Here is a 17,335-nt window from a genome sequence, read left to right as displayed (position 1 = left end):
GTTTAAGTTTACTTTTCTTCTTCGTCTTGTTGCTCAGGCAAATCTTTCACTGCTTCTGCAATTAAACCAAACATATAGTTACCATAGGCATTGGTTTTATCATAATGAAAGCGCAAACGTGGCGTTATACGAGTTTTGATACGACGACCTAATTCGTGGCGTAAGAAACCAGATGCTTTATTTAAGACATCTAAAGTTTCTTTATTTGCCACTTCACTTTGCTCATCGCCAAGTTCACGCCCCATCACGGTAACGTAAACTTCTGCATAACCCAGATCTGGACTCACTTTCACCGCAGAGATGGTCACAAGACCACCTAAGCGAGGATCTTTAAGCTCTTGGCGAATCAGTTCTGACAACTCACGTTGTACCGTATCCGCCATACGCTTAAGACGTTGACTACCCGCCATTAAAGACTCCGTTTAATCAACTGAACATCATACACTTCGATTTTATCAAGTGCTTTGATGTCTTTATAACCTTTTACTGCAAGACCACATTCCATACCAGCACGAACTTCTTCAACCACTTCTTTATAGCGACGAAGAGATTCAAGCTCGCCTTGGAATACCACAACATCATCACGTAGTACACGGATTGGTTTATTACGATGTAATACACCTTCGAGCACCATACAACCTGCAGCAGCACCAAACTTACTTGAGTGGAATACTTCACGAACTTCTGCAACACCCAAAATTGTTTCACGGTGTTCAGGTGCAAGTTTTCCGCTCATTGCTGCTTTCACATCATCAATAAGTTGATAGATGATTGAGTAGTAACGAATGTCGATACCATCTGCATCTGCTTTTTGACGCGCGGTATTGTCTGCACGTACGTTAAAGCCAAGAAGTACCGCTTCTGAAGATTCAGCAAGGGTCACATCAGACTCAGTGATTGCACCCACGCCCGAACCGATTACACGTACTTTAACTTCGTCAGTTGCAAGATCAGCAAGTGCAACATGTAGTGCTTCCAAGGTACCACGTACATCAGTTTTAAGAACAACATTTACAATCGGCACATCTTTCTTGCCCATTGATGCCATGATGTTCTCAAGACGCATTGCGCTTTGACGTTCAAGACGTTTTTGACGCTCACGGTCCATACGCGCATCGGCAACTTCACGTGCTTTTTTCTCGTCATTAACAACAAGAACTTCATCACCCGCCATTGGCGCTTCTGGAAGACCTAAAATTTCAACTGGAATTGAAGGACCTGCAGATTGAATACGTTGACCATTCTCATCGGTCATCGCTCGAACACGACCGTAAGATGCACCCGCAAGAACCAAGTCACCTACTTTCAAGGTACCATTTTGAACAAGAATAGACGTTACCGCACCACGGCTATTGTCTACACGTGCTTCAATCACAACACCTTGTGCAGCACCTTCTTCAGATGCTTTCAACTCTAACATTTCAGCTTGAATTGAAATCAAATCTAGAAGTTCGTCGATACCTTGACCTGAGTGTGCTGAAACCATTGCAACTGGTACGTCACCACCCCATTGTTCAGGCACGATTTCTTTGGTTGTCAATTCATTCAATACGCGATCTGGATCAGCTGATTCTTTATCCATTTTATTGATTGCAACAATAATTGGAGTACCCGCAGCACGTGCATGGTCAATTGCTTCCGCAGTTTGTGGCATTACACCGTCATCCGCTGCAACAACAAGTACCACGATATCAGTCGCTTTGGCACCACGTGAACGCATTGCAGTAAATGCAGCATGTCCAGGCGTATCCAGGAAAGTAATAATTCCTTTATCCGTTTTAACGTGATAAGCACCAATATGCTGTGTAATCCCGCCCGCTTCGCCTTGCGCAACTTTGGCACGACGAATACGATCCAGTAACGATGTCTTACCATGGTCAACGTGACCCATGATTGTCACAACTGGCGCACGTGTTGTTTGTGCACCACGTGCTTCTTCAGCTGCTTCAAGTAAGTTATCTTCAGCTTGTGTATCAGATACACGAACTGGGTTGTGACCCATTTCTTCAACAATTAATGCCGCAACTTCTTGCTCAATGGCTTGGTTCTGAGTAACAAGCTCACCCATTTTCATCAGTGATTTAATTACTTCACGAACTTTAACTGCCATTTTTGCTGCAAGGTCTGCAACAACAATAGTTTCTCCAATTTCAACGTCATAAACTTGCTTTTTAACTGGTTTCTCAAAACCATGTTTATTCGCTTGACTGGTTTTTAAACCACGTTTATGCGGGTTATGGCTGAAAGATTGCTCTTCCTGACCACGACGACCACCTTTCTTAGGAGAACGTGTATTTGCAGTATTGGTACCACGTTTGATTTCACGGTCTTCTTTTGCAAATGAGTCTTCATATGCTTGACCAACCAAACCTGCAGCCAACGGTGAATCATCAACTACACGAATCGTTGTCGCAGTTTCATCAGAAGAATACTTAGACGCCATTTGACGCATTTGCTCAAGCGTACGCTGTTGAGCTTCTTCTGCCGACTTACGACGAGCTGCTTCTTCAGTCGCTTTCAGTTGTGCTGCTTGAGCTTCACGTGCACGTTTCTGCTCAGGGGTTTCAATTGTTTTTACTGTTGCTTTAGTAATCGGCTTATTGGTCGATTTACGTTTTACAACAACAGCTGCTTTTGGTGTTTCTTTTGCAGCAGTTTGTTGTTTTGCAGCAGCACGCATTTTTTCTAAATTCGCTTTCGCTGAGCTTTCAGTCTTTTCAACTCCAGCCACAACAGTATTTTGCTGTACTTTTTGAGTTGACGTCGCTTGAGCATTTGCTTGAGCTTTAGCCAAAGCTTCCGCTTTGATTTGCTCAGGATCTGGCTTAGTAAACGTATGTTTCTTACGAACTTCTACGTTAATTGTCTTCGCTTTACCTGAAGTACTCGCAACTTTAGCCGTACTTGTCGTTTTACGTTTCAACGTGATTTGTCCTGCTTGTCCCGTATCTTGACCATGTGCTTTTTTCAAATGGTTCACGAGAACATCTTGCTGTTCAGTAGAAATTTTATCTTCAGCCTGTTTTTGTGGCAATCCAGCTTCACGCACCTGATCAAGGAGCTTTGCAACAGGAAGTCCTACGCTGACCGCTAACTCTTGAATTGACTTATCCGTCATGTATTACCTCCTAGTTAAACCATGATTCACGTGCTTTCATAATCAATTGACCTGCTTTCTCAGCGCCTAAACCGTCGATATCAGAAATATCATCCGTTGCTTGGTCAGCTAAGTCATCGATTGTTACCACACCACGTGCTGCTAAAGCATGCGCAATTTCAGAAGTCATTCCTTCCATCGCAACAAGTTCTGGACTTGGGTCCTGAATATCTTCTTGTTGCTTTAATGCATCAGCCAAAGCTGCTTCTTTTGCACGACTTTGTAGCAATTCAACTGTATCCGCATCTAATTCGATTTCATCGAAAGTTTCCGCAGGCACATAAGCAATTTCCTCAAGTGAGGTAAAGCCCATTTCTACTAAAGCCATTGCAAGATCTTCTTCAATATCAAGACGTGTTACAAACATGTCTAAATACTGTTGAGCTTCACTTTGTTGACGAGCACGGTACTCATCTTCAAGCATCATATCTAATTTATAACCCGTAAGCTCTGATGCTAAACGGACGTTTTGACCTTGTGATCCAATTGCTCGCGCAAGTTGATCACTGGTTGCAAAAATAATGTCTGCTGTACGTGCATCTTCATCAATCACAATCCCAGATACATCCGCAGGCTCTAAAGCACTTGCGATATATTGAGCCGGATCATCAGACCACACGACAACATCAATACGTTCACCATTTAATTCAGACTGAACCGCTTGGATACGTGTACCACGCATACCAATACACGCACCGACTGGATCAATACGATGATCGTTGGTCTTAACCGCAATTTTTGCACGTACACCTGGTTGACGTGCTGCTGCTTTAATCTCAATGATTTCTTCAGAAATTTCAGGAATTTCTTTTTTCATTAATGCAATCAGCATTTCAGGTTTAGCACGTGACAACAATAATTGCGCACCACGACCTTCACGGTTCACATTATAAAGAATTGCATTCATACGCTGTTTAGGGCGAAGAATTTCTTTAGGAATCATTTCTTCACGTGCTAAATAGGCTTCTGCGTTATCACCTAAGTCTATAATGAAGCCATCTTTGGTTTGTTTTTTCACTTCACCGTAGATCAGTTCACCCACTTTAGCTTCATAAGCATCCGCCACTAAAGCACGTTCAGCTTCACGAATTTTTTGCACAATTACTTGTTTGGCAATCTGTGCTGCAATACGACCAAAATCAATTGATGGTACTTCTAACTCACGGATATCACCAATTGACCATTGAGCAGGATCAACATCAGAAATCGCATCTTGACATGCTGGCATTTCATGATCTTCATCAGCAACAACTTCCCATTGACGGAAAGTGCTGTAATCACCTGTCTTACGATCAATTTCTACACGTAACTGAGCTTCTTCCGAATTCGTTCCTTCGTAGAATTTCTTTTTTGTCGCTGCAACCAAAGCCTGTTCAAGCGCTTCAAAAATTGCTTCACGACTTACACCTTTCTCATTACTTACCGTTTCAACGACGGTGAGAATTTCACGTGCCATAAGTCACCTATTTATTCAGATTTCTATTTCTGGATTAATCCTGAAAGATCAAATTCGCTTTGTCTATATTGTTGCTATCGATCTCAAGTACGTGCTGTTGTTCAACTTCAACTTGAATGAATTCATTTTCTAAATCTACAGCAATTAATTTTGCTTGGAATTTACGGCGATTTTCAACTGCAGCAATCAAACGCAATGCAACTTGTTGTCCGATGTATTTTTCTAACTGTGCCAACTGGAAGAATGGTCGATCCCAACCTGGAGATGATACTTCTAAAGCATATTCGCCTGAAATTGGATCATGTACATCTAATATTGCACCAACTTGCTGAGTCACACGTACACAATCTTGTACGCCAATACCACGACCCAATTCTGCTTCACCATTTTCATTAATCGTTGGTTCAGCATTTTCCACCACATCTTTATCGATATAAATACGCAATAAAGAACGCTTACCTTGAGGAATAAATTCGATCCCCCAAAGTTCTACATCACAAGCTTGCACTGCAGGAGTGATTAGATCTTGAAGTGCTTGAGTTTTATTTGATAGCTTCATTTACTCTCGTCATATTTGTGCGATTCAATCGCTCATCGGACTAATTCAAACTTACTATAGTGAAGCATGTCTTTTTGACCAATTGATGTCCACACCACACGATAGCCAATAAAAAAGGGCGTAATCGCCCCTATTATCGCACAGTAAACCGAAGTTCACTATGCAAAAAAGACCCACCTATCTGTGAGCCCTTTTAGAAACTTGGTAGCGGGAGCTGGATTTGAACCAACGACCTTCGGGTTATGAGCCCGACGAGCTACCAGACTGCTCCATCCCGCATCAGCGTTGCAAAATTATACACAAGAAATTTAATTTTTTCAATCCATCATTGACAGATACATTGAATTTCTTGCTTGATTAAGTTGCACCTTAATCAAAATGGTAGCGGGAGCTGGATTTGAACCAACGACCTTCGGGTTATGAGCCCGACGAGCTACCAGACTGCTCCATCCCGCAACAACATTGCAAATTCACACATAATATAAATTTTTCAACTTACATTATCATTAACTAAGTTGCATCTTAATTAAATTGGTAGCGGGAGCTGGATTTGAACCAACGACCTTCGGGTTATGAGCCCGACGAGCTACCAGACTGCTCCATCCCGCAACAATGTTTTTTCAGCTGCTAACACCAACAATCTGGTTCATTGTTGGTGCGGAAGGGGGGACTTGAACCCCCACGCCCGAAAGCACTACCACCTCAAGGTAGCGTGTCTACCAATTCCACCACCACCGCAGCTGTGACGCATTCTAGTCGCATCATTCAGAAAAAGAAAGAACTAAATGGCATTATTCGCCAGTTTTTGGTGCAGTTGGTGAAGTTTCACCCGTATTGGCGTGTGCAGGTGCTGTGGTTTGAGAACTGCTCTGTACAGATTTTAAGCCATAGGCATCCGATGTTTGTTTTTTAGCAAACACCGCTAAACTTAAACTGGTGATAAAAAACAAAGCCGTGAGAATTGCAGTTAAACGGGTTAAAAAGCTTGCAGAACCCGAGGCACCAAATACAGTTGCAGCACCACCGCCACCAAATGATGCACCTGCATCTGCACCTTTACCGTGCTGAACGAGGATCAGCCCGATCATCAAAACGGCCAAAATGATATGTACAACCAGCACAAATGTATGCATGCTGAACTCCTATTCTTCTGTTTGAGCAAATGCTTGAGCAATTTTATAAAATGACTCAGCATTAAGTGATGCACCACCAACCAGTGCACCGTTGATATCTGGACATGCAGCTAACTCTACTGCATTTTCAGGCTTGACACTACCACCATACAAAATCGCAGTATGTTGAGCTTGAGCCGTAATTTGAGTTAAACCTTCACGAATTTTTGCATGCATTGTCTGTGCATCTTGCGGAGAAGCAGTCTTACCTGTTCCGATTGCCCAAATCGGTTCATAGGCAATCACAATATTGTGCCATTGTTCTACTTTTACAACTGCTGCGAGATCGCAAATTTGTTGTAAAACCACTTGCTCTGCCTGCCCTGCTTCACGTTGTTCTAAGCTTTCACCCACGCAATAAATCACGCGAAGCCCTGCATTTAAAGCATTGGCTAATTTAGCTTTAATTTTTTGAACATCATCGCCAAAAAGTTCTCGGCGCTCTGAATGCCCAATCAACACATAATCAATATGGCTGTCTTTAAGTAACTCAGCACTGACTTCACCGGTATAAGCACCTGTGCCTGCCATTTGAGAAAGATCTTGTGCGACAACTTTGATGGGTGAATCTGCATCGTTAATTAATTTTTGTACAGACAATAAAGCAATAGAAATAGGTGCAACACCAATATGACATTGTTTTTCTGTAATCGGTGTTTGTTGTAAATACTGATTTAAATCTTGAATGAGCTGTTGCGAATTCGCTTGCATTGGGTTCATTTTCCAATTGCCGACAACCCAAGGAGTAATAGTCGAACTCGACATACATCTAACCTTTTATCGAAAATGTGCACATTCTACACGGAATTTATATTTTAAAAGTATTTTTTCTTTATCAATTCAGTCATCTTATTTAAAGTCATGTTTTAATAACAACGCAAGAAACATAAAACATTTCAAAGATAATGCTAAAAAGCCACATTGGCTCAAATTATTGTTAAATATGTTTCTATAAAAATACGTTTAATTCTAGATATTTCTAAGGATCATCGTATAATTTTCGTATTCCAATTATAAAATGAAATTTAATGTGTTTTGGGGATGTCTATGCAAAATGGTTCACCTAAGTTTTCGGGGTATATCCGTCGCTTAGTCGACGAAGGTTTTTTATCTGCTCAGCAAATGAAAGATGCGCTCAGTAACGCTCAAAAAAATAAAGTGAGTATGGTTGCTTATCTCAGTGAAAAATTAAATATACCACCACTGATCATTGCCGAAATGATCTCTGTTGAGTTTGGCGAGCCTATTTTTGATCTGGACAGCTTTAATCCTGAAATGCTGCTCAAGGAGATTATTGAACCAAATTTAGTCACCAAACATAAAGTGATCCCTTTGGTGCAACGCGGTAATATTTTATATGTTGCCACCAGTGACCCGACCAATATAGAAGCGCTGGATGCCATTCGTTTTAACTGTGGTCTGAATATTGAACCGATTATTGTTGAACACCATAAATTAGAAAAACTATTAGAAAAACACTTTACGGTAGAAGAAAGTTTTAACTTTGGTGATGAAGATTTTGATGTTGATGTCATTGCTACCGATGACCAACCTCCATCTGAAGATGATGATGCCTCTGAAGAAGAAGCGCCTATTGTTAAATATATCAATAAACTCTTGGTCGATGCGATTCGTATGGGGGCATCAGATTTACACTTTGAGCCTTATGAGAAAAGTTATCGAGTGCGTTATCGAGTAGATGGCGTGCTTAGAACCATTACCAATCCGCCCCTACAACTGGCAAGTCGTTTGGCATCACGCCTAAAAGTCATGTCCAGAATGGATATTTCAGAAAAGCGTGTCCCGCAAGATGGTCGTATCAAATTAAAACTCTCAAAAACCAAAGCGATTGATTTTCGTGTGAATTCATTACCCACATTGTTTGGTGAAAAATTGGTGCTGCGTATTCTTGATCCATCAAGTGCCATGTTGGGTATTGATGCGCTCGGATATGAAGAAAAGCAAAAAGCGTTATTTATGGAGGCCTTAGAGAAACCTCAAGGCATGTTACTCATCACGGGGCCAACAGGTTCTGGTAAAACTGTTTCCCTGTATACTGGCTTAAATATCCTGAATACAGAAAGTTCAAATATCTCTACGGCTGAAGATCCAGTTGAAATTAACTTGGAAGGCATCAATCAAGTCAATGTTAACCTCAAGGCCGGTCTCACTTTCTCAGTCGCACTAAAATCGTTCTTACGTCAAGACCCTGACATTATCATGGTCGGAGAAATTCGTGACCTTGAAACTGCTGAAATTGCGATTAAGGCTGCTCAAACGGGTCATATGGTGATGTCTACGCTACATACCAACAGTGCGCCAGAAACGTTGACCCGTTTACGCAATATGGGAGTACCCTCATTTAACATTGCCACTTCGGTGAATCTTGTGATTGCACAACGATTGGCAAGACGCTTATGTAATCATTGTAAAGCACCTGTTGAAATTCCTAGACAGAGTTTGTTAGAAATGGGCTTTACTGAACAAGACTTAAGTAATCCTGAATTACAAATTTTTCAACCTGTAGGCTGTAGTGAATGCCGTGAAGGCTATAAAGGGCGTGTCGGGATCTATGAAGTCATGAAAGTAACACCTGAAATTTCAAAAATTATCATGGAAGATGGCAATGCACTTCAAATTGCAGCGGCATCGGAGAAATTGGGGTTTGATAATCTAAGACGTTCAGGTTTAATTAAAGTCATCAATGGCTTAACTTCTTTACAAGAAATTAACCGTGTGACCAGCGAATAAATATAATCAATATTCAAGGAAATTATGATGGCAGCTAAAAAAGCTCAAATGATGCCTACATTTGCTTATGACGGGGTTGATCGCAAAGGGATCAAGGTTAAAGGAGAATTACCTTCACGTAATATGGCACTTGCCAAAGTCACCCTGCGCAAACAAGGCATTACGATTAAAACCATTCGAGAAAAAAGGAATAATATTTTTGAAGGTTTAATGAAAAAAGGCATTTCTACTTTAGACATTACCATTTTCACTCGTCAACTCGCCACAATGATGAAAGCAGGTGTCCCCTTAGTACAAAGCTTTGAAATCGTTGCAGAAGGGCTAGAAAACCCCTCTATGCGAGAAATTGTATTAGGAATAAAAAGTGAGGTTGAAGGCGGTAATACCTTTGCAGGGGCTTTAAGAAAATATCCACGCTATTTTGACAACTTGTTCTGTTCATTGGTTGAATCCGGAGAGCAATCCGGTGCCTTAGAAACCATGCTTGATCGTGTGGCGATCTATAAAGAAAAAAGTGAATTACTGAAGCAAAAAATTAAAAAAGCCATGAAATATCCAATTTCTGTGATTGTCGTCGCTCTTATTGTGACGATTATTTTAATGGTCAAAGTGGTACCAGTCTTTCAGGATTTATTTAGCTCCTTTGGTGCAGACCTCCCCGCATTTACGCAGATGGTGGTGAATATGTCCAATTGGATGCAAAAATATTGGTTTCTTCTAATTCTATTCATTGGTGTTGTAATTACAGCTTTTTTAGAAGCAAAAAAACGCAGTCAGAAATTCCAAAATTTTCTAGATCGGACAGCACTGAAACTGCCTATTTTTGGCGATCTGGTCTATAAAGCGATTATTGCACGTTATAGCCGAACTCTTGCCACAACATTTGCTGCTGGGGTACCACTCATCGAAGCATTAGAATCAACTGCAGGCGCGACCAATAATGTGGTTTATGAACAAGCGGTAATGAAAATCCGTGAGGATGTCGCCACTGGACAGCAACTGAACTTTGCCATGCGCGCAACAAATAAGTTCCCTTCTATGGCTATTCAAATGGTGGCGATTGGTGAAGAGTCGGGTGCATTGGATGCAATGTTAGACAAAGTTGCAACGCATTTTGAAAATGAAGTCGACAATGCTGTGGATGGATTAACCTCAATGATGGAACCGTTAATTATGGCGATATTAGGGGTATTGGTTGGTGGCTTAGTCATTGCCATGTATCTGCCAATTTTCCAAATGGGTTCAGTGGTTGGTGGGTAATGATGAACATGCTTAATGACTTATTAAATTTGATGATTCAATCCCCAACAGCGCTCTATCTGACAGTTGGTATTCTCGGGTTGTGTGTTGGTAGTTTTTTAAATGTGGTGATTTATCGCACACCAAAAATGATGGAAAAAGAATGGCGACAGGATTGGCATGCTGAGTGCCAATTACTGGCGGGCTCACAACAGATTATTCTCGATGAAGAAAAACTCAGCCTGAGTCAACCAGTCTCTACCTGTCCCAAATGCAAAACCCCGATTCGCTGGTATCAAAATATACCCGTCATCAGTTGGTTAGCTTTAAGAGGTCAATGTGCTTCATGTCAAAATCCAATTGGCATGCGTTATCCATTTGTTGAGCTTTTAACTGCAGTGTGTTCATTAACAGTGGTTGCTGTTTATGGCCCAACACCACAAATGGTTTTTGGTGTACTGCTGACTTGGGTGCTGATCACGCTGACATTTATTGATTTTGACACTCAATTACTCCCAGACCGCTTTACCTTAACCTTGGCTGCCATCGGTTTAGGCATTAACTCATTCGATCTCTATACAACATCAAGTGCTGCAATTTGGGGTTACATTATTGGTTTCCTCTGTCTCTGGATTGTCTACTATCTATTTAAAATAGTCACAGGCAAAGAAGGCATGGGTTATGGTGACTTTAAGCTACTTGCTGCACTTGGCGCTTGGATGGGACCCTTGATGTTACCGTTAATTATCCTACTTTCTTCTGTGGTGGGTGCGATCATTGGTATTATTTTACTTAAGATTCGTAAAGAAAATGTCCCTTTTGCTTTCGGTCCTTATATTGCCATCGCAGGATGGATTGCATTTCTATGGGGTGAGCAAATTATGAAAGTATATTTGGGTCAATAATTTCAACACAGTATTAGGAATGCGCAATGACGTTTATCTTGGGTTTAACAGGTGGAATTGGTAGTGGTAAATCCGCAGCAAGTCAGTGGTTTGAAACCCAAGGGATTACAGTGGTTGATGCAGATATTGTAGCAAGAGAAATTGTTGAAAAAGGACAACCCGCACTTCAAAAAATTAAACAGATTTTTGGGGATTGGGTGTTATTAAGCAATGGTGAACTTGATCGTCGTGCATTGAGAGAACATATTTTTAAAGATCCACAGGCACGACAACAGCTTGAATCGATTACCCACCCAGCAATTCGCGCTGAGATTATTCAACAATTACAAGCCGCAACCAGTCCTTATGTGATTTTAGTTTCTCCCCTGCTTTTTGAGACCAATCAACATGAACTCACTCAACGCACGCTATTGATTGATGCCAGTGAAGACATGCAAATCTTACGTGCTTCACAACGAGATGGACAATCCATCGAACAAATTCAGAAAATTATTGCAGCCCAAATGCCACGTCATGAAAAGCAAAAATTAGCAGATGATATTGTGCTAAATGATGGACATATTGATCATCTATACGCAAAATTAGATTCTTTACATCAACAGTATCTCAAACTCACAACAGCTTAGTAAATAATTGAAACTTTCTGAATCAATAGACTACTAGCATCAGTCAAAATGAGTATTCAATACTTTTAAATATTGATGAAACATAGATGGGGTATCTATCGTGAGGCGAAATTTATGTCGCCATACTGGCTGGACGTACAGGGCGTATAGAACGCTCCCCTTACCCAACATGAGTAAAAACAAAGCACGGCTTTGTTTTTAGTGCAAGGTTTGGCATCGCCCACACAAAGCGATTTAAGCTTTAAATGTTAAGCGTGGCAATGCCAATTTGATATTCACGCAATTAATTTCAATGTAAGGGTAAAAGTTTCATGGTTGATAAAGCTTAATCACATTTAAAAATCATCCCAAAGCTTATTTTCGTAAGCTCTAATGATGATTAATTAAAAATTGCTTATTGATTTGGTTTATTCTCATCCAACTGCTGCTGCAAACTGTCTTTATGGGTAAACCAACGCCACGGTTGTAAAGCACCAATCCCCATACCAATCAAACCACACATCATTGCGAGGCTTATAGGTTCATTTAATAAAGGTACGGCGATAATTGCGGCAATAAAAGGCGCAAGTGTGACAATACTGCCTGTTTTAAAAGCACCTAATCTTTTAATTGCTTCGACATACGCCAAAGTCGCAATGATCACCACAAAAATACCATGAAAAAGCGTTTGCATGACCAAATGTGGTGTGGACACTTGATCTAAGTGTTTAGGTAAAAACAACAAATAAATCGGGACATAAACGATCGCCGACCATATCGCAACACCTGCCATGGCGTGCCATGCGGAAAGTTGCCATTGACGCAGCAATACGGTAAAAGTCCCCCACCAAATTGCACTGATAAAAAACAATAAATCCCCAAGACCAAAAGCAACACCTGTTTCGGTATACATCAGAAAACTCATTGCAGAAATGGCAGCCAGCATGATGCTTAAACTGATCCATATATGTTTATCAAACGGCTGGCGATAAAGTAAAAAACCAGCTAAAGCCGTGCACAATGGAATGCAGCCATTTAAAAAAATGGCTGCATGTGCCGCGGGCACAAAGTGAAATGCGCTATATGAAGTTAAACAATAAGCAACACCACCAATCATCGCCAAAATGAAGGGTTGTTTGTTCAATAGAAAAGCTGTGTCTTTTTTATAGATTAAAATCGGCATCAGTATACAAAATGCCAATGAAAAGCGTAATGCCGTAATATCCCATGGGCTGATATGCCAGATTGCATTCAGTCTTGAAGTAATCGTAAAACCTCCCCAAATACACATTGTGATGGCTACATAAATGTAGCCTTGAGTACGGGAGGTCATCATGATGCTTCTCTAATTTTACCAATACAATTTAAACTAAATCATTCACTTTGTTGACGTTGACGGCATGCCTCATATAACGCCATACCAGTAGCCACACTGACATTTAAACTTTGTAAATTTCCAGTCATCGGGATAAATACGGTTTGATCACATTGTGATTGAGTAATTGGACGTAACCCTGTGTCCTCTGCGCCCATCACGATACATACTGCTGTTCCGGTAAAATCAAACTTCTGGATAGGGAGGGCTTTTTCATCAAGCATGGTCCCCACCACACGAACATTATAATTATCTTTGATTTGTCCAAGCGTACGCGCCAAATTGGTCACTTGAATAAACTTCACCTTTTCAGCACCACCTGCTGCAACTTTGCGTGCAGTTGGAGTTAATGTTGCCGCACGGTCACGCGGTACAATCACCGCCTCTACACCCATAGCTGCTGCTGTACGGATACATGCACCTAGATTATGTGGATCTGTAATATGATCCAAAGCCAATATCAAAGGTTGCTGGGTTGACTCTAAAAGCTGATCTAAATCTTTTTCATTCAATACAGGATGCGGGCGAACAGCTGCGACCACACCTTGGTGAAAAGGTTGACCTGCCAACTTTTCCAAGCTATCTCGGCTTGCTTTTTGCACACTGATACCAAAAGGCTCTGCAAGCTGAAGAATACGTTGTAAACGTTGATCATCACGACCTTTTAAAGTAAATAAGGTTAAAACACGTTCAGGTTCTAACTCCAATAATGACTCCACTGAATGAACGCCATAATAATATTCGGACTTCGCCATGAACAACCTCATTAACAACAGGATGATAGAAATGAAAAATCCTGCAAAGCCAACTTTACAGGATTTTATGTGATGCTCTAGTTTAACCGATTTAGCGCAAAAATTCTTTGCCTAATTTAAAAACAAAAGCATAGCTTTACTTTAAGCAAAGCTTTTTAATTAACCTTCTAAATGGCAAACGTAGTCTAAAACATCATCCGTTTCAATCTTAAAACGACTATTACCAGGCACATAAAATGACTGACCTGCACGGAACAACTCACTTTCTTCACTGTCTGCGATTTTAACGCGACATTCACCAGAAATAATTTCCATGCGTTCAGGCACATGTGTTTCAAATGTTAAAGCTTCTTCTGTTGGAAGAATGACCCCTAAAGTCTTTTTGGTTCCGTCTTCAAACTGCACAGTGTGGCTAATACATAAACCGCCAAAATATACATTAGATTTTTTAACTACTGATACATGATCGTACTGAGCTGACATGCGTATTCTCCAGATAATGCGCATTTATAAAAATTATGTTCGATGTAGTTTAATGTTGCTCTGCAAACTAATCAATCTATGTTTTTACTGTTGAGCTGTTTCTATTTTTGTCAGCTTTATCAGTCCGCTTAGATCAAAGCTTAAGCTTCCTTAACAATAAAGACCAAAACCACAATACTTGTCAGCAAAAATGCCACCCTATGTATGCTCAATTTATTTCCTACTTAGAGTGAAGAAAAGTCTTGTTTCAAGATTGGCCCATCTCTATAAATTAAAATTACGTCTTGCTTTGGAGGAAAACGAGGATGAGCATATGCTGATTTATGTATTAGTCAAAATGAGCATTCAATATTTTTAAATATTGATGAAACATAGATGGTCTTTCTATCGTGAGGCGAGATGGATGTCGCCATGTTGGATGGAATTACAGGACGTGCCTTTCACCCAACATGCGCAAAAACAAAGCATGGCTTTGGTTGCAGCACAAGGTTTGGAACCTCCTACAAAGAGTGAGGCATCGCCTACGCAAAGCGATTTAAACTTTAAATGTAAAGCGGGGCATTGCAAACTTGATCGTCATACACTTCATTTCTATGCAATGGTAAAAGTTTCATGATTCATAAAGCTTAACCACGTTGAATAAAACATCCAAAAGATTATTATCAGAAGCTCTAATGTATATGTCTAAAATTCAAGATGCATTCAAATATAAGCTCAATGCAGGATAGACTGTGACGTTGATAAAAAATGTAGATATTTGCATCATTTTTTTATTTTATACAATAAGCTTTATCTATTTTGATGTTTTTACTGGCATATTCAGCAAAGGAAATTACATTTTCATATTAAAATTATTTAGAATGCTTAAAATTACTTCGTATTAGAATACGTTCTGACTTGTGACCACAACAAAACTTCACTATCTTAGAACTTCACCGTTCGCAGCTTGGATGCGTTTATGCTGACACACTTAAATCTGATCAATTTTGCTTTAGCCGATAACCTTGCTATTGATATCGAGCAAGGGTTCAACGTGCTTACAGGTGAAACAGGTGCGGGTAAATCATTATTATTAGATGCGTTGTCAGCCTGTTTAGGGGAACGTACTGATACCAATTATGTGCGTTATGGTGCCGAAAAAGCAGATATTACCGCTGTTTTTAGCTATCAAGCACAGAGTCCAGAAGCAAATTGGCTCAACACCCATGAATTAGATGATGAATCTGGTGAGATTCATTTAAGACGGGTGATCTTTGCAACAGGTCGCAGCAAGGCATGGATCAATGGTCGTCCCAGCAGCCTCGCTGAATTGAAAGAACTTGGACGTCTCTTGGTACAACTATACAGTCAGCATAGCCAACAACAACTGCTTGAGCCACCCTACCCGAAGCATTGGTTAGATCGTTATAGTAATTTTTATCAACCTGCTCAAGATGTACGGGATGCATATAGCACTTGGCAAAAAAATATTCGTACACATCAAGCGGCGATTGACGCACAAGCCAATCGCCTTCAACGCATTGACACTTTAAAATTACAACTTGAAGAACTCGAAGATGTCATTCGTATTGATTATAAAGAAATCGAACAAGAGTTTGATCGCTTAAGTCACCATGAACACATTATGCAAGACTGCGGCTATAGCTTAAATGTTCTTGATGAATCTGAACAAAATATTACCCAAGAAATTTCTTCGATTATTCGACGTTTAGAATCCCATGCTGGACGTAGTGAACTTCTGTCTGAAATTTACAATTCATTGATCAATGCACAAAGTGAAATTGATGATGCGACGGCAAATTTACGTCAGTTTATAGACCGTCAAAGTTTTGACCCTGAACGTATGGATGAGTTAAATACGCAACTTGAAGTCTTTCATCGCTTGGCACGTAAATACCGTATTCAACCCGATGAACTCAAACAGCAATATGAAACATGGCAAAATGAATTAGAACAACTACACCAACTTGAAGATCCTGAAACCCTTGCTGAGCAAGTTGAACAATCTCATCAAGTGTTTCTCGAGAAAGCACAACATCTAGATCAGATTCGTCGTGATGCCGCTGAACCTTTAGCCAAGCAACTGACTGAGCAAGTCAAACAACTGGCGCTACCAGAAGCACATTTTGAATTTAAATTTGAACCGCTGGAACAAGTTTCTGCTGAAGGTCTAAGCTTTATTCAGTTACTCTTTACTGCCAATAAAGGTATTCCACCTCAACCACTGGCACGTGTTGCTTCTGGTGGAGAGCTGTCACGTATTGCACTGGTCATGCAAGTGATGAATGCTGAAAAAACTGAAGCAGAAGTCTTAGTGTTTGATGAAATTGATGTCGGGATCAGTGGCGGTACCGCTGAAATAGTCGGACGCTTATTGGCAGGCTTAGGACAACATGTTCAAATTTTATGTATTACCCACCAAGCTCAGGTTGCGGCCCAGTCCGATCAACACCTATTGGTTAAAAAATTACAAACAGATCCTGCTAGTAGTACCATCGTTGCACTAGAGGAAGAGCAACTTATTTTAGAATTGGCACGAATGACAGGTGGCATTGAAATCGGTGAAACCACCTTGCAACATGCTAAACAATTAAGACAGTTGAAATTTCAACATTCTTAAGACATTTCATAAGAAAGAACACTCAGTTAAAAGCCCTATTCGCTGGCACAGTTGTCAGCGCTTTTATTAGGGTTTAGAGGCACATTTTTATTTGGATACCATTTTGTTCATATTTTATACATATTGATTGAAAACTTAGGCTGTTTTTGCAGGCTTTTGAAATATTCACAACCTATTGATATTAATTGTGCTATTTATATAGATATAGATTTTATTTGAACAATTAAAATTATTTAAGCGGATTGAAAAGGAGTTGCA

Annotated in this window: 15 protein-coding genes and 4 tRNA genes; 6 read left to right on the top strand and 13 right to left on the bottom strand. The window is 40.3% G+C overall.

Going from position 1 to position 17,335, the window contains the following annotated elements:
• Positions 1–8: 8 nt before the first annotated feature.
• From AC4CUY_RS00725 to tpiA, 10 genes are all read right to left on the bottom strand, one after another.
• Entirely contained in the window at positions 9–410 is a 402-nt protein-coding gene (locus AC4CUY_RS00725; RefSeq protein ID WP_336952301.1) for a ribosome-binding factor A, read from the bottom strand.
• A complete protein-coding gene (gene infB / locus AC4CUY_RS00720; protein ID WP_336952302.1) occupies positions 410–3,118 on the bottom strand; it encodes a translation initiation factor IF-2 in 2,709 nt (902 codons plus the stop codon). Before infB ends, AC4CUY_RS00725 begins: the two co-directional genes overlap by 1 nt.
• A gap of 10 nt (positions 3,119–3,128) precedes the next feature.
• The gene (gene nusA / locus AC4CUY_RS00715; protein ID WP_336952303.1) at positions 3,129–4,613 is read right to left on the bottom strand and encodes a transcription termination factor NusA; all 1,485 of its coding nucleotides are present in this window, start codon (positions 4,611–4,613) and stop codon (positions 3,129–3,131) included.
• Between the two features lie 34 nt (positions 4,614–4,647).
• Positions 4,648–5,172 carry a ribosome maturation factor RimP gene (rimP, locus tag AC4CUY_RS00710; RefSeq protein WP_419359009.1) on the bottom strand — a complete coding sequence of 175 codons (525 nt, stop codon included), beginning with the start codon at positions 5,170–5,172 and terminating at the stop codon, positions 4,648–4,650.
• A 202-nt stretch (positions 5,173–5,374) separates the two neighbouring features.
• Positions 5,375–5,451: transfer RNA gene (locus AC4CUY_RS00705), tRNA-Met, on the bottom strand.
• 100 nt (positions 5,452–5,551) lie between these two features.
• A tRNA-Met gene (locus AC4CUY_RS00700) sits at positions 5,552–5,628 on the bottom strand.
• A gap of 76 nt (positions 5,629–5,704) precedes the next feature.
• Positions 5,705–5,781: transfer RNA gene (locus AC4CUY_RS00695), tRNA-Met, on the bottom strand.
• A gap of 44 nt (positions 5,782–5,825) precedes the next feature.
• Positions 5,826–5,910 (bottom strand) — tRNA-Leu (locus tag AC4CUY_RS00690).
• Between the two features lie 53 nt (positions 5,911–5,963).
• Positions 5,964–6,305 (bottom strand): preprotein translocase subunit SecG, encoded by a 342-nt coding sequence (gene secG / locus AC4CUY_RS00685; RefSeq protein ID WP_419359011.1) that lies wholly within the window; start codon positions 6,303–6,305, stop codon positions 5,964–5,966.
• 9 nt (positions 6,306–6,314) lie between these two features.
• Positions 6,315–7,109: a triose-phosphate isomerase gene (gene tpiA, locus AC4CUY_RS00680; protein WP_419359012.1), complete on the bottom strand. Its 795-nt coding sequence runs from the start codon at positions 7,107–7,109 to the stop codon at positions 6,315–6,317.
• Between the two features lie 276 nt (positions 7,110–7,385).
• On the opposite strand from tpiA, the gene pilB reads away from it, so the two are divergent.
• The 4 genes from pilB to coaE are packed head-to-tail and all read left to right on the top strand — an operon-like array spanning position 7,386 to position 11,865.
• Positions 7,386–9,095, top strand: coding sequence for a type IV-A pilus assembly ATPase PilB (gene pilB / locus AC4CUY_RS00675; protein WP_419359014.1), 1,710 nt, complete (start codon positions 7,386–7,388; stop codon positions 9,093–9,095).
• Positions 9,096–9,122: 27 nt separating this feature from the next.
• Positions 9,123–10,355 (top strand): type II secretion system F family protein, encoded by a 1,233-nt coding sequence (locus AC4CUY_RS00670; protein WP_419359016.1) that lies wholly within the window; start codon positions 9,123–9,125, stop codon positions 10,353–10,355.
• Between the two features lie 2 nt (positions 10,356–10,357).
• The gene (locus AC4CUY_RS00665; RefSeq protein WP_419359060.1) at positions 10,358–11,239 is read left to right on the top strand and encodes a prepilin peptidase; all 882 of its coding nucleotides are present in this window, start codon (positions 10,358–10,360) and stop codon (positions 11,237–11,239) included.
• A gap of 26 nt (positions 11,240–11,265) precedes the next feature.
• Complete coding sequence (coaE, locus tag AC4CUY_RS00660) at positions 11,266–11,865, top strand: dephospho-CoA kinase (RefSeq protein WP_419359018.1); 600 nt, start codon at positions 11,266–11,268, stop codon at positions 11,863–11,865.
• Between the two features lie 394 nt (positions 11,866–12,259).
• Here the strand turns inward: coaE and AC4CUY_RS00655 are convergent, their stop codons facing one another.
• From AC4CUY_RS00655 to ppnP, 3 genes are all read right to left on the bottom strand, one after another.
• On the bottom strand, positions 12,260–13,180 hold the full coding sequence (locus AC4CUY_RS00655) for a DMT family transporter (protein WP_336952313.1): 921 nt from the start codon (positions 13,178–13,180) through the stop codon (positions 12,260–12,262).
• Between the two features lie 38 nt (positions 13,181–13,218).
• A complete protein-coding gene (rlmB, locus tag AC4CUY_RS00650; RefSeq protein ID WP_336952314.1) occupies positions 13,219–13,974 on the bottom strand; it encodes a 23S rRNA (guanosine(2251)-2'-O)-methyltransferase RlmB in 756 nt (251 codons plus the stop codon).
• 159 nt (positions 13,975–14,133) lie between these two features.
• Positions 14,134–14,457 (bottom strand): pyrimidine/purine nucleoside phosphorylase, encoded by a 324-nt coding sequence (ppnP, locus tag AC4CUY_RS00645; protein WP_004718357.1) that lies wholly within the window; start codon positions 14,455–14,457, stop codon positions 14,134–14,136.
• 403 nt (positions 14,458–14,860) lie between these two features.
• On the opposite strand from ppnP, the gene AC4CUY_RS00640 reads away from it, so the two are divergent.
• Positions 14,861–15,073 (top strand): hypothetical protein, encoded by a 213-nt coding sequence (locus tag AC4CUY_RS00640; RefSeq protein ID WP_419359020.1) that lies wholly within the window; start codon positions 14,861–14,863, stop codon positions 15,071–15,073.
• A 342-nt stretch (positions 15,074–15,415) separates the two neighbouring features.
• Positions 15,416–17,077, top strand: a complete 1,662-nt coding sequence (gene recN / locus AC4CUY_RS00635; protein WP_419819694.1) for a DNA repair protein RecN — start codon at positions 15,416–15,418, stop codon at positions 17,075–17,077.
• Positions 17,078–17,335 lie beyond the last annotated feature (258 nt).

The organism is Acinetobacter sp. 778_lipA, assembly GCF_058242985.1.
The sequence above is the reverse complement of the archived record's forward strand: the minus strand, read 5'-3'. Positions and strand labels throughout refer to the sequence as shown.

What these genes read in the sequence shown, in the direction of transcription:
- AC4CUY_RS00725 (WP_336952301.1), bottom strand. Translation starts at nt 410, where the DNA reads ATGGCGGGTAGTCAACGTCTTAAGCGTATGGCGGATACGGTACAACGT.
- infB (WP_336952302.1), bottom strand. Translation starts at nt 3,118, where the DNA reads ATGACGGATAAGTCAATTCAAGAGTTAGCGGTCAGCGTAGGACTTCCT.
- nusA (WP_336952303.1), bottom strand. Translation starts at nt 4,613, where the DNA reads ATGGCACGTGAAATTCTCACCGTCGTTGAAACGGTAAGTAATGAGAAA.
- rimP (WP_419359009.1), bottom strand. Translation starts at nt 5,172, where the DNA reads ATGAAGCTATCAAATAAAACTCAAGCACTTCAAGATCTAATCACTCCT.
- secG (WP_419359011.1), bottom strand. Translation starts at nt 6,305, where the DNA reads ATGCATACATTTGTGCTGGTTGTACATATCATTTTGGCCGTTTTGATG.
- tpiA (WP_419359012.1), bottom strand. Translation starts at nt 7,109, where the DNA reads ATGTCGAGTTCGACTATTACTCCTTGGGTTGTCGGCAATTGGAAAATG.
- pilB (WP_419359014.1), top strand. Translation starts at nt 7,386, where the DNA reads ATGTCTATGCAAAATGGTTCACCTAAGTTTTCGGGGTATATCCGTCGC.
- AC4CUY_RS00670 (WP_419359016.1), top strand. Translation starts at nt 9,123, where the DNA reads ATGGCAGCTAAAAAAGCTCAAATGATGCCTACATTTGCTTATGACGGG.
- AC4CUY_RS00665 (WP_419359060.1), top strand. Translation starts at nt 10,358, where the DNA reads ATGAACATGCTTAATGACTTATTAAATTTGATGATTCAATCCCCAACA.
- coaE (WP_419359018.1), top strand. Translation starts at nt 11,266, where the DNA reads ATGACGTTTATCTTGGGTTTAACAGGTGGAATTGGTAGTGGTAAATCC.
- AC4CUY_RS00655 (WP_336952313.1), bottom strand. Translation starts at nt 13,180, where the DNA reads ATGATGACCTCCCGTACTCAAGGCTACATTTATGTAGCCATCACAATG.
- rlmB (WP_336952314.1), bottom strand. Translation starts at nt 13,974, where the DNA reads ATGGCGAAGTCCGAATATTATTATGGCGTTCATTCAGTGGAGTCATTA.
- ppnP (WP_004718357.1), bottom strand. Translation starts at nt 14,457, where the DNA reads ATGTCAGCTCAGTACGATCATGTATCAGTAGTTAAAAAATCTAATGTA.
- AC4CUY_RS00640 (WP_419359020.1), top strand. Translation starts at nt 14,861, where the DNA reads ATGTCGCCATGTTGGATGGAATTACAGGACGTGCCTTTCACCCAACAT.
- recN (WP_419819694.1), top strand. Translation starts at nt 15,416, where the DNA reads ATGCTGACACACTTAAATCTGATCAATTTTGCTTTAGCCGATAACCTT.